This window comes from Mesorhizobium sp. LMG 17147 (assembly GCF_024297145.1).
Lineage (GTDB): Bacteria > Pseudomonadota > Alphaproteobacteria > Rhizobiales > Rhizobiaceae > Mesorhizobium.
Map to the genome: position 1 here is coordinate 550,633 of NZ_JANCTC010000001.1, position 12,504 is coordinate 563,136.

The 12,504-nt window shown below is 64.4% G+C and carries 11 protein-coding genes; 3 read left to right on the plus strand and 8 right to left on the minus strand.

What is annotated here, in order from left to right:
* Window positions 1–21: 21 nt before the first annotated feature.
* The 7 genes from NMG46_RS02700 to NMG46_RS02730 form a co-directional block, all read right to left on the minus strand.
* On the minus strand, window positions 22–1,575 hold the full coding sequence (locus tag NMG46_RS02700; RefSeq protein WP_254816170.1) for an alpha/beta fold hydrolase: 1,554 nt from the start codon (window positions 1,573–1,575) through the stop codon (window positions 22–24).
* Window positions 1,576–1,680: 105 nt separating this feature from the next.
* Window positions 1,681–1,986: a formate dehydrogenase subunit delta gene (locus NMG46_RS02705; protein ID WP_254816171.1), complete on the minus strand. Its 306-nt coding sequence runs from the start codon at window positions 1,984–1,986 to the stop codon at window positions 1,681–1,683.
* Complete coding sequence (fdhD, locus tag NMG46_RS02710; RefSeq protein WP_254816172.1) at window positions 1,976–2,806, minus strand: formate dehydrogenase accessory sulfurtransferase FdhD; 831 nt, start codon at window positions 2,804–2,806, stop codon at window positions 1,976–1,978. The genes NMG46_RS02705 and fdhD overlap by 11 nt, the downstream gene beginning before the upstream one ends.
* Before the next feature lie 3 nt (window positions 2,807–2,809).
* The gene (gene fdhF, locus NMG46_RS02715) at window positions 2,810–5,722 is read right to left on the minus strand and encodes a formate dehydrogenase subunit alpha (RefSeq protein ID WP_254816173.1); all 2,913 of its coding nucleotides are present in this window, start codon (window positions 5,720–5,722) and stop codon (window positions 2,810–2,812) included.
* A 12-nt stretch (window positions 5,723–5,734) separates the two neighbouring features.
* The gene (locus NMG46_RS02720; RefSeq protein ID WP_254816174.1) at window positions 5,735–7,291 is read right to left on the minus strand and encodes an NADH-quinone oxidoreductase subunit NuoF; all 1,557 of its coding nucleotides are present in this window, start codon (window positions 7,289–7,291) and stop codon (window positions 5,735–5,737) included.
* A complete protein-coding gene (locus NMG46_RS02725) occupies window positions 7,288–7,767 on the minus strand; it encodes a formate dehydrogenase subunit gamma (protein ID WP_254816175.1) in 480 nt (159 codons plus the stop codon). The genes NMG46_RS02720 and NMG46_RS02725 overlap by 4 nt, the downstream gene beginning before the upstream one ends.
* 133 nt (window positions 7,768–7,900) lie before the next feature.
* Window positions 7,901–8,800 (minus strand): LysR family transcriptional regulator, encoded by a 900-nt coding sequence (locus NMG46_RS02730; RefSeq protein ID WP_254816176.1) that lies wholly within the window; start codon window positions 8,798–8,800, stop codon window positions 7,901–7,903.
* Window positions 8,801–8,993: 193 nt separating this feature from the next.
* Between NMG46_RS02730 and NMG46_RS02735 the strand changes: the two genes are divergently transcribed.
* Window positions 8,994–9,635 (plus strand): DUF47 domain-containing protein, encoded by a 642-nt coding sequence (locus NMG46_RS02735; protein WP_254816177.1) that lies wholly within the window; start codon window positions 8,994–8,996, stop codon window positions 9,633–9,635.
* Window positions 9,635–10,639 (plus strand): inorganic phosphate transporter, encoded by a 1,005-nt coding sequence (locus NMG46_RS02740; protein ID WP_254816178.1) that lies wholly within the window; start codon window positions 9,635–9,637, stop codon window positions 10,637–10,639. Before NMG46_RS02735 ends, NMG46_RS02740 begins: the two co-directional genes overlap by 1 nt.
* A 38-nt stretch (window positions 10,640–10,677) precedes the next feature.
* Here the strand turns inward: NMG46_RS02740 and NMG46_RS02745 are convergent, their stop codons facing one another.
* On the minus strand, window positions 10,678–11,055 hold the full coding sequence (locus NMG46_RS02745; protein ID WP_254816179.1) for a VOC family protein: 378 nt from the start codon (window positions 11,053–11,055) through the stop codon (window positions 10,678–10,680).
* A 195-nt stretch (window positions 11,056–11,250) separates the two neighbouring features.
* Here NMG46_RS02745 and NMG46_RS02750 point away from each other — a divergent pair, with 195 nt between their 5' ends.
* A complete protein-coding gene (locus NMG46_RS02750; RefSeq protein WP_254816180.1) occupies window positions 11,251–12,435 on the plus strand; it encodes an Mrp/NBP35 family ATP-binding protein in 1,185 nt (394 codons plus the stop codon).
* Window positions 12,436–12,504 lie beyond the last annotated feature (69 nt).

A 12,504-nucleotide genomic window follows, 5' to 3' on the forward strand; every position in this document is an offset into this window, starting at 1 on the left:
CGCCCGAAAGCGCCATGGCTGCTATGGCCCGTGCGGGCCAGCGTGCCGGGCCGAGAACGCCGCTGCCGCCGCCCGCGACGGCAGGTCCAGCTTGAGCAGAATATTGGCGACGTGGCGCTTGACCGTGTGTTCGCTCAGCCCCAGTTCGGCGGCGATTACGGCATTGCTCTTGCCGTCGGCAATGAGGTTCACCACCTCGCTTTCGCGCGCCGTCAGTGCGGCCGGCTCGGCAGCCTTGGCCTTCGGCCGGAAGGCCGGCTCCAGATGCTGTTCCGAGGTCGCCTGCACCAACGCCAGCGGTTCATCCAGCTCGTCAAGCGCGATGCGCCCGGCGTCGTTGAAATGAAGACCTGAACCGGCGGCAAGTTCGGCGACCAGCCGCGATGCCAGGATGTCGCCGCGCCCGGCATGCGCGGCAAGCTGCATCGTCACGCGCGCCGTCAATCCCGTCGGCGGCCCACGCAACTCGACCTCGCCGACATGCACGCCCTGCGCGCTGGCGACGCCGATCTCCTGCGCCGCATCGCGCAGCGCCGCCGCGCAGCGTACGGCCCGCGCCGGGCCGTCGAAGCGCGCCATCATCAACTCGCCATGCGTGCCGGCCGGGCGGCCGCCATGGCGCCCAACCAGCAGGCGCCATGTTTCCTGAAAACGCTGGCTACGCTCGCTCCACATGCGGTCGCCAAGCCGCGCCGTGTCGTAAATCCGGGTGACCAGAAGTGCTGCCAGTACGCGTTCCACCTCGGCAACGGCGCGCGCTCCGGTCAGGAATTCCTCGATCACATCAGCTACCCGGTCGACATCGCCGGTCCAGATCGGGTGGTCGCGCCCAGGTACCTCGACCAATCGCGAATTCGGGATCTTCCTTGCCAGGAAGCGGCTGGCCTCCGGGTCGACGCGTGCATCGTTTCGGCGGTGGATCAGCAGCGTCGGTGCGCTGATCGCCGCCAGCACGCCGCGCACGTCGATTGCTGCATTCATGCGGGCCAGGGCGATAGCCGCCGTTGGGCTCGCCGACAGCCGCTCGAAGCGCGCCCACCATGTGGCGAAACGCGGATCGTCGACGCGACCGGGCGCGAGATGCGGCAGGGTGGCGCCGGTGCCCCATGCGGTCTCCGCCGTCGCGATGAAGGCCTCGAGGCGTTCCGGCGGCATCACCCATTTGTGGAAATGCGCATAGCCGCCATAAAGCGCCAGCGCCCGCGTCCGCTCCGGGTAGGTGGCGGCGAACAGCATTGCCATCGGCGCGCCTTCCGAAGCGCCGAGCAAGGCGGCGCGGCCGCTGCCGGTCGCATCCATCACGGCGCGCACATCGTCCATGCGGGTTTCGAGGCTGGGCAGGTGGTGGACATCGACGCGGTCGGACAGGCCGGTGCCGCGCTTGTCGAACAGGATCAGCCGTGAGAACGCGGAAAGCCGCTTCAACAGCCGGCTGTAGCCCTCGTCTTCCCAGTGCAGGTCGAGATTGGAAATGAAACCCGGCACGAAGACGAGATCGAGCGACCCCTGGCCGACCACCTGATAGGCGATCCGCACGTCGCCACTGAGCGCGTATCGAGTTTCGATCGGCCTCACGAGTTGTCCGCCCGACCCGACGACTTCTTATCGCCGGATCATAGCAGAGCCGCGCAGCTTGCGGCAGATGAAACTTTAGCGCGAGTGAATGTGGGCCCGCGACGCCTACTTCTGTGACGCGGCGGTCTCGGTGTTCGCTCCGCCAAGGCTAAAACCTGCGCCCTCCGGCGCGCCCGGCCGCTTGATGTGTGGCGCGGCCGCGACGACAAGCTCGTTGAAACCTTCGCCGCCGCTGTCAAGCATCTCGAACAATTGCCGGCGCATTCTCGGCTCCCAGAACTTGTTGATGTGCTCGGCGACGCCTGCAATGCCTTGCTCGCGCGGCTTGGAGTGGAAAAAGGCGGCGATCTGGTTGGCCATGCGAACCAGCTTTTCGCTGGTGCTCATGAGGTGGCCTTCGTCATGCGACATGCTTGGCAACTCCGGAAACCACGCGGTCAGGATGGGTGAAAATATCGAAATCGTCGCCGCGCACCAGCGCCACCAGCGTTATGCCGGCCTCGTCCGCGGTGCGGATGGCAAGTGCGGTCGGCGCCGAGACCGCAATGATGACGGCCGAGCCGATCGCCGCAGTCTTCTGCACCATCTCGACCGAAACGCGCGACGTGACGACGACGGCACCGCTGGCGCCGTCGATACCGGCCCTGGCCAGCGCGCCGGCCAGCTTGTCCAGCGCATTGTGGCGGCCGACATCCTCGCGCGCCATGACGACGCCCTTGTCGGGAAGGTAAAAACCGGCGGCGTGGACGGCACCAGTCTCGGCGTGCAGCGGCTGCACCTTCGACAGCAGCTTGACCGAACGGACGATGTCGTTGGCCTGAAGCGTAAGTGTTGACGCACCGACCGAGTTTACCGAGCGCATCGCCTCCTCGATCGATTCGATGCCGCACAACCCGCAGCCGACCGGGCCGGCCAGCCGTCTGCGCCGCGCTTCGAAGCGGGTGTTGGCCTGGTCCTTCAGCCGGATCTGGATGTCGATGCCGGCACCGTGATCCTCGACCTCGATGGCTTCGATTTCGTCCGGCGAGGCAATGATGCCTTCGGTCAGCGAGAAGCCGAGCGCGAAATCCTCGAAATCGGCCGGGCTTGCCATCATCACCGCATGCGTGGTGCCGGCAAAGGAGAACGCCACCGGCGTCTCTTCCGGCACCATCCGGTTGGCGGCCGCGGTGCCGCCGGCGCGGCGCGCCAGCCGCGAGATCTGCGCAATGGCTTTGCGGCGCGCGGTCAAGGACTACTCCGCCGCTTCCAACTTCGCGATGCGGCGGCTTTGCTTTGCCTGCTCGTCATAGTCGCGCTGCCATTCCGACGGGCCGTTGGATGCGCCCACCTGCACCGCGGTCACCTTGTATTCCGGGCAGTTGGTCGCCCAGTCGGAGAAGTCGGTGGTGATGACGTTGGCCTGGGTGTCGGGATGGTGGAAGGTCGTATAGACGACACCTGGCGACACCCGCTCGGTGATCAGCGCGCGCAGCGTCGTCTCGCCTGAGCGGCTGGTCAGCCGCACCCAGTCGCCGTCGCGCAGGCCGCGATTTTCGGCGTCGTGCGGATGGATCTCCAGCCGGTCCTCGCTATGCCAGACCACGTTCTCGGTACGCCGGGTCTGCGCGCCGACATTGTATTGCGACAGGATGCGGCCGGTGGTCAGCAGCAGCGGGAAGCGCGGCCCGGTCCTTTCGTCGGTCGCGACGTATTCGGTGCGGATGAACTTGCCTTTGCCGCGCACGAAGCCGCCAATATGCATGATCGGCGTGCCCTCCGGCGACTTCTCGTTGCAGGGCCACTGCACCGAGCCCACCCGGTCGAGGAGGTCGAAGGAAACGCCGGCGAAGCTCGGCGTCGTCTTGGCGATCTCGTCCATGATCTGCGACGGATGCGTGTAGGTCCAGCCGAGGCCGAGCGCCTTGGCGAGCTCCTGCGTCGTTTCCCAGTCGGCATAGCCGCATTTCGGCTCCATCACCTTGCGCACCATGTTGATGCGGCGCTCGGCATTGGTGAAGGTGCCATCCTTCTCGAGGAAGGTCGAGCCGGGCAGGAATACATGCGCGTAATTGGCCGTCTCGTTGAGGAAGAGATCGTGCACGACCACGCATTCCATCGCCGCCAGTCCGGCGGCGACATGCTTGGTGTCGGGGTCGGACTGCAGGATATCCTCGCCCTGCACATAGAGCCCCTTGAACGAACCGTCGACGGCTGCGTCCAGCATATTGGGGATGCGCAGGCCGGGCTCGTCGTCGAGCTTGACGCCCCACAGACTCTCATAGATCGCGCGCACCGCGTCGCCTGAAATGTGGCGATAGCCGGGAAGCTCGTGCGGGAACGAGCCCATATCGCAAGAGCCCTGCACATTGTTCTGGCCGCGCAGCGGGTTCACGCCGACGCCGGGCCGGCCGATATTGCCGGTCGCCATGGCGAGGTTGGCAATGGCGATGACGGTGGTCGAGCCCTGGCTGTGCTCGGTCACGCCGAGGCCGTAATAGATCGCGCCGTTGCCGCCGCGAGCGTAGAGCCGGGCCGCGCCGCGTATGTCGTCGGGATCGACATTGGCAAGCTGGCCGACGATCTCCGGGCTGTTTTCCGGCAGTGCCACGAACGACGCCCAGTCCTGGAACTCGTCCCAGTCGCAGCGCTCGCGGATGAAGGCCTCATCGAACAGGCCTTCGGTGACGATGACATGGGCAAGCGCCGTCAGCATGGCGACGTTGGTGCCCGGTTTCAGCGGTAGATGGTACTGAGCCTCGACATGGGCCGAGCGCACGATATCGGTGCGGCGCGGATCGAGCACGATCAGCTTGGCGCCCTGTCGCATGCGCTTTTTCATGCGCGAAGCGAACACCGGATGCGCATCGGTCGGATTGGCGCCGATCAGCAGGATCACGTCCGTCTGCTCGATCGAATCGAAATCCTGCGTGCCGGCTGAGGTGCCGAAGGTCTGGCCGAGACCATAGCCGGTCGGCGAATGGCAGACCCGGGCGCAGGTGTCCACATTGTTGTTGCGGAAGCCCTGCCGGACAAGCTTCTGGACGAGGTAGGTCTCCTCGTTGGTGCAGCGCGAGGAGGTGATGCCGCCGATCGAGGTGCGGCCGTACTGGTATTGGATGCGGCGGAATTCGTTCGCCGTGTGGGTGAGCGCCTCTTCCCACGACACTTCGCGCCACGGATCGCTGACCCGCTCGCGGATCATCGGCTTCAGGATACGGTCCTTGTGCGTCGCATAGCCATAGGCGAAGCGGCCCTTGACGCAGGAGTGACCGTGGTTGGCTTTGCCTGCCTTGTAAGGCATCATGCGAATGACCTCGTCGCCCTTGACCTCGGCCTTGAACGAGCAGCCGACGCCGCAATAGGCGCAGGTAGTGACGGTCGAGCGCTCGGGCAGGCCTTTCGCCAGCACGGTCTTCTCCCTCAGCGCATCGGTCGGGCAGGCCTGCACGCAGGCCCCGCACGAGACGCACTCGGAATCGACGAACGCCTCGTGCATGCCGGCCGAGACCCTGGATTCGAAGCCGCGGCCCTCGATGGTCAGCGCGAACGTGCCCTGTACCTCCTCGCAGGCGCGCACGCAGCGCGAGCAGACGATGCATTGCGCCGGATCGTAGGTGAAATAGGGGTTGGATTCATCGCGGGCGATATAGTCGATGGTCAGCGAGCCATGGCCGGGCGCCACGCCGTTTTCCTGCTTGACGTGGTTGCGCCCGTCCACGCCATAGCGGTTCTCGGTCAGGCCGACCGTCCTGACGACCTTGTCGAACTCGCTGGCGCCGGTGCCGGCCTTTTCGCCCCACGCCACCGGGTGGTCAGACACGTAGAGTTCCATCACGCCGCGACGAATGGCGTTCAGCCGGTCGCTCTGTGTGTGCACGACCATGCCCTCGCCGACCGGCGTCGTGCACGAGGCCGGCGTGCCGCCGCGCCCGTCGATCTCGACGAGGCAGACCCGGCAGGAGCCAAACGAATCCAGCATGTCGGTTGCGCAGAGTTTCGGGATTTCAACGCCCGCTTCCATCGAAGCGCGCATGATCGAGGTACCCGCCGGCACCGTCACCGACTTGCCGTCGACTGTCAGCGTTACCTGCTGTTCGGCTTCGGAGGCGGGTGTGCCGTAGTCGATTTCCTGGACCAGCGATTTGATGTCGAATGCCGCGTTCATGCCTGTCCGCTCCTATTCCGCTGCTTCGGCGACCGGCGTCGGCCGAAAGTCGTCCGGGAAATGGTTGAGTGCACTCATCACTGGATATGGGGTGAAGCCGCCGAGAGCGCAAAGCGAGCCGAATTTCATCGTGTTGCAAAGGTCGGTGACCAGCGCGATCTGCTTTTCCGGTTCGACGTTCTGGGCGAGCCGGTCCAGCACCTCGACGCCGCGCGTCGAGCCGATGCGGCACGGCGTGCACTTGCCGCAGCTTTCGATAGCGCAGAATTCCATGGCAAAGCGTGCCTGCTTCAGCATGTCGGCGCTGTCGTCGAAAACGACGATGCCGGCATGGCCGATCAGCCCGTCCTTGGCGGCAAACGCTTCGTAGTCGAATGGCGTGTCGAACAGGGCGCGCGGGAAATAGGCGCCGAGCGGGCCACCCACTTGCACAGCCTTGACCGGACGCCCGGTCGCCGTGCCGCCGCCGATATCGTCGACGATCTCACCCAGCGTCATGCCGAACGCCGCCTCGTAAAGACCGGGATATTTGACGTTGCCGGCAATCTGGATCGGGATGGTGCCGCGCGAACGGCCCATGCCGAAATCCTTGTAGAAGGCGGCGCCCTTGTCCATGATCACCGGCACCGAGGCCAGCGAGATGACGTTGTTGATCACCGTCGGCTTGCCGAACAGGCCCTTGTGCGCCGGCAGTGGCGGTTTGGCGCGCACCTGTCCGCGCTTGCCTTCGAGGCTGTCGAGCAGCGCCGTCTCCTCGCCGCAAACATAGGCGCCGGCGCCGACGCGGACTTCCATGTCGAATGAATTGGCCGAGCCGAGCACATTGACGCCGAGCACGCCGGCCTTGCGGGCGATCTCGACGGCCTTCTGCATCACCGCCACCGCATGCGGATATTCGGAGCGGATATAGATGAACCCCTTCGTCGCACCGGTGGCGATGCCGGCGATCGCCATGCCTTCGATCAGCACGAAAGGGTCGCCTTCCATGATCATGCGGTCGGCGAACGTGCCGGAATCGCCTTCATCGGCATTGCAGACGATGTATTTGCGCTCGGCCGACGTATCGAGCACCGTCTTCCATTTGATGCCGGTCGGGAAGCCGGCGCCGCCACGACCGCGCAGCCCGGACTCGGTCACCTGCTTGACGATGTCGGCCGGCGTCATCGCCACTGCATTCTGCAGGCCGTTCAGCCCGCCATGCGCCTTGTAGTGATCGAGCGACAGCGGATCGGTGACGCCGCAGCGCGCAAAGGTCAGCCGCGTCTGCCTGGCCAGGAATGGGATCTTGTCGGGAGCGCCGAGCCAGCGCTTGTGGTGACCGCCGGTGAGGAGGCCGCAGTCGAACAGGCTTTTGACGTCGGATGGCTTCACCGGCCCATAGGCGACACGGCCATTGGCCGTTGCCACCTCGACCATCGGCTCGAGGAAATAGGCACCGCGCGAGCCGTTACGCACGATCTTGGCCTCGATGCCGCGCTCGGCCAATTCCGCCCGAACCGCCTTGGCGACCTTTTCCGCACCCAGCGCCAGCGCGCCGGAATCGCCGGGAATATAGATACGCGGGATCATGAGCGCACCTCGGCAACGATTTCATTGAGCTTTTCATCGTCGAGCCGCCCGATCACCTCGCCGTCCAGCATCGCCGACGGCGAGCAGACGCAAAGGCCGAGGCAATAGACCGGCTCCAGCGTCACCGAACCGTCGCGGGTTGTCTCGTGGAAGCCTATGCCCAGCAATGATTTGAGCCTGGCGGCAATCGCATCCGAACCCATCGACTGGCAGGCTTCCGCCTGGCAGAGCTTCAGCACATGCCGGCCGGCCGGCTGGCTGCGATAATCGTGATAGAAGGTGACGACGCCATGCACCTCGGCCCTGGAGATGTTCAGCGCCTCGGCGATGACCGGCAGCGCATCCTGCGGCACATAGCCGAACTCTTCCTGTATGCCGTGCAGGATCGGCAACAGCGGGCCTTCGAGGCCTTTCAGCTCGTGAATGATCGCTGCGGTGCGCGATGCGATCTCGGTACTTGCAGGCTGCATCGACATGCAGCGCCCTCCCTGGTCGTGGCGGTCTTCCGCTAAGTGCTTAGGAAATCAGAGGAAACCCGCTAAATCAATAAAGCCGATCCGTTGCTCGATAGAAATTTTCTATCGTTTGCGATCACCAGCATTGTCTAGCCTAGCGACGGGTGCGGAAATCGTCCGCCAGCGCCATTGCCTCGTCCAACAGCGCCGAGACTAGCGGCGTGTGCGGTTCGCGCGGCGCCGCCACCAGCCCGACGGTGTGGCTGGCATCCGGCTCGACGATCGGGATAGCCCGGATCGGCTCGGAAAAGCCGAACGTTTCCGCAAGGTTAAGCGGCATGATGGACGACCATTTGCCGGTGCGGATATGCGAGAACAGCACGATCATCGAGTTGGATTCCAATGTCGGCCGCACCTGCACGCCGGCTTCGGCCAGATGCTGGTCGATGATGCGGCGGTTCTGCATGTCCGGCGTCAGCAGGCAGAGCGGCAGCTGACTGAGCTCGGCCCATGTCACTTTGTCGCGGTCGAAATACGGGTTCCCGACGGCGGTGATCAGCTGATAGCGCTCGTCGTAGAGCGGCACGCTGGTGACGCGTCCGAGCGGCTCGTTGTCGAGATAGGTGATGCCGGCGTCGATATCGAAATTGCCGAGCAGCGACAGCACCTCGATCGAGGTCCGCGACAGCACCGAGAAGGTGACGCCGGGGTGTTTTGCCCGAAACGGCGTCGTCAATCGCGCCACCATGGCCAGCGCCGTCGGGATCGCCGCGATGCGGATACGCCCTGACAGGCCGTGACGCGCCGCCCGCATCTCCTCGCGCATGGTCCTGCTGTCGCCGACGATGCGGCGCGCCCACACCAGCACCTGTTTGCCTTCGGGCGTCAGCCCCTGGAAGCGCGAGCCGCGCAGCACCAGCATCACGCCGAGCTGGCCCTCCAGCTGCTTGATGCCGGCCGAAAGTGTCGGCTGGGTGACGCCGCATACTTCGGCCGCCCGGCCGAAATGCTCTTCCTTGGCAAGTGCTATGAAGAATTCCAGCTTGTCGATCATGCCGTCGGGAGCCTGTCACGGACGATGTGTCCTGTCGTAGCGCGCAAGGTCGTGGAAATCGCCTTCGGCCGCAAGCCGCCTGTGTAAATCGTCCGCATCCACATCTTTCAGCCGGCTTACTGTTTCCCGCAATGGAATGCGGCGCTATGTGGATCAGACGGGGTCGTGGACTGGACACGACGGGAGACCGAACATGCTGGGCTGGTTCCGCAAGCTTTTGCCGCGCGAAGATCGCTTCTTCGACCTGTTCGAGCGGCATTCCCGCACCGTGGTCGGTGGCGCCGAGGCACTGCAGCAGCTTCTGCAGGGCAACGACATCGACCGCTGGTGTCAGACGATCATCGATCTCGAGGACGAAGCCGATCAGATCACCGCGGAGGTGCTGCTTGCGGTGCGGCGCTCCTTCATCACTCCCTTCGATCGCGGCGACATCAAGGACCTGATCCAGTCGATGGATGATGCCATCGACATGATGCACAAGACCGTCAAGACGGTAAGGCTGTTCGAGAAGAAGGAATTCGACCCGCTGATGCAGGAAATGGGAGGCGTCATCGTCGAGGCCGCCAAGTTGGTGGCCGAGGCGATCCCGCTGCTCGGCAAGGTCGGGGCGCACACGGTGCGCCTCAATGCCATCGCCGAGGAAGTCATGCGCGCCGAAGGCCGGGCCGACGACCTGCACGAGCAAGGCTTGAAGGACCTGTTCAAGCGGCATGGCCGCAGCGACCCGATGGCCTATCTGATCGGCAGCGAGATCTACGGCCAGCTGGAGAAGGTGGTCGACCGCTTCGAGGACGTTGCCAACGAAATCAGCGGCATCGTCATCGAGAACGTATAGTGGAAGCCGCGATAGCCTTTCCCGTGCTGGTCGGCCTTGTCGTCGTCGCGCTGTTCTTCGATTTCCTCAACGGCCTGCACGATGCCGCCAACTCCATCGCCACCATCGTCTCCACCCGGGTGCTGCGGCCGCATTATGCGGTGTTCTGGGCGGCCTTCTTCAATTTCATCGCCTTCATGTTCTTCGGTCTCCACGTGGCGGAGACGCTGGGAACCGGCATCATCGACGCCAGCATCGTCACGCCGGCAGTGATCTTCGCAGCACTTGTCGGCGCGATCGTCTGGAACATTGTCACCTGGCTCGTCGGCATCCCGTCCAGCAGTTCGCACGCGCTGATCGGCGGTTTGGTCGGCGCCGGCGTCGCCAAGGCAGGCACCGGCGCCATCGTCTGGGCCGGGTTGGGCAAGACCACGGCGGCCATCGTGCTATCGCCGGCGGCAGGCTTTCTGCTGGCGCTCGTCCTGATCCTCGCGGTCTCGTGGCTGTTCCTGCGGCAGACACCGTTTGCCGTCGACAGCACCTTCCGCGTCATGCAGTTCTTTTCCGCCTCGCTCTATTCGCTCGGCCATGGCGGCAACGACGCGCAGAAGACCATGGGCATCATCGCCGTGCTGCTCTATTCGCAAGGCATGCTCGGCGCGAATTTTTACGTGCCGCTGTGGGTCGTCATCACCTGTCAATCGGCGCTGGCGCTGGGCACATTGTTCGGCGGCTGGCGCATCGTCCACACCATGGGCTCCAAGATCACCCGGCTGAACCCGATGCAGGGTTTCTGCGCCGAGACCGGCGGTGCGATTACCCTGTTCGCCGCCACCTGGCTCGGTATTCCTGTATCGACCACGCACACGATCACCGGCGCCATCATCGGCGTCGGCGCCGCCCGCCGCGTCTCCGCCGTTCGCTGGGGCATTGCCGGCAACATCGTGGTGGCATGGATCGTCACCTTGCCGGCAACCGCGGCCATCGCGGCTCTCACCTACCTCGCGGTCGGCCTGGCATGGTGACAGCACCGTAGCACTGCGCGGCAGGCGATGCGCCGTATCTACCTATCCACAAGGTTCAGGATGTTGCCGTCCGGATCCTTGAACCATGCGACCTTCATGCCCTGGCCGACATGGACATCGCCCTCAAGCGTCAGGCCTGGCATGTCGTAATGCTCGAAGGTCACGCCCTTCGATTTCAATGCCTCAACGATTTTGCCGAGTTCATCGCCGACCGTCCAGGTCACAGCCGTGGCCTTGTTGGTCCCAGCGAAGTTCGAACGGTAGACGTTGATGGCGGTATCGCCGCTTTCATAGACGATCAGTTCCCCACCCTCATTGTGCACCTCTTTCAGGCCGAGGACCCCTTCGTAGAATGCCCTGGCCTTGGCCAGGTCCTTCACAGCGAGATTGGCCGTTGCGTTGCTGTTTGCGAGCATGATTCGTCTCCTTCCCTGGCGGTCATTCCATGTCCACTGAAATAGGTTGCGTTGACGATTTGGCGACGGCCACTCCCGCTGGAAATGCTGTCGTATGGTCGCTTCCTCCCCGATACGCCGCTGCAACTGTTGGTCCATCGCTTGGTTCTGTCCCGGAACTGCATTATCTGGAGCGGAAAAGTAGAGGAAAAACTCATGCCCGCCGCCCATGAAAACGTGACCAAGGAAATGGTTATCGAGCGCCTGAAGACGGTCAATGGGCCGGATTTCACCGGCAATATTGTCGACCTCGGCATGGTTTCCGAGATTTTCATTGCCGATGCCAAGGTGTTCTTCTCGATCACCGTTCCCGCTGCCCGTGCCCAGGAGATGGAGCCGCTGCGTGCGGCGGCCGAACGTGTCGTCAAGGCGATCCCCGGTGTCGCCGGCGCCGTGGTCGCGCTGACGGCGGAAAAGAAGGGCGGCGGGATGGAGGCGCCGGTTCCGCAAAGACCGGCTCAGAGGCCCGCTCCATCGGCTGCACCTGCGCGTCCCGCCCCGCAGGCGCCTGCCTCGCACAGCCAGGGCAAGCGCGGCGTACCCGGCATCGAGGCCATCATCGCCGTCGCTTCCGGCAAGGGCGGCGTCGGCAAGTCGACCACCGCCGTCAATATCGCCCTTGGGCTTGCCGCCAACGGGCTGCGGGTCGGCGTGCTCGATGCCGATATTTATGGCCCTTCCATGCCGCGTCTGCTCAACATTCGTGGCAGGCCGCAGACCGTCGACGGCAAGATCCTGAAACCCATGCAGAATTATGGCCTCAAGGTCATGTCGATGGGCTTTCTCGTCGATGAAGAGACGCCGATGATCTGGCGCGGGCCGATGGTGATGTCGGCATTGACGCAGATGCTGCGCGAGGTCGAATGGGGACCGCTCGATGTGCTCGTCGTCGACATGCCGCCCGGCACCGGCGACGCCCAGCTGACCATGGCCCAACAGGTGCCGCTGGCCGGCGCCGTCATCGTCTCGACGCCACAGGACCTGGCCCTGATCGATGCGCGCAAAGGCCTCAACATGTTCAGAAAGGTCGACGTGCCGCTATTGGGTATCGTCGAAAATATGAGCTATTTTCTCGCCCCCGATACGGGAAAACGCTACGACATCTTCGGCCATGGCGGCGCGCGCCGCGAGGCCGAGCGTCTCGGGGTCACCTTCCTTGGCGAAGTGCCGCTCGAGATGGGCATCCGCGAAAGCTCGGATGCTGGCACGCCGGTGGTGGTCTCGAAACCCGATGGCGCCGAGGCGAAAATCTACCGCGACATCGCCGCCAAGGTTTGGGACCGCGTCAATGAAGAGCGCGGCGCGGCCGAGGCTGCAGTGCCGAGCATCGTGTTCGAGTGATGCGGATGTCCTCCCCCAAGTGGGACCTTGAGAGGAGGGCGGCCGGAACGGCCGGGTAGGTCCGCGGCG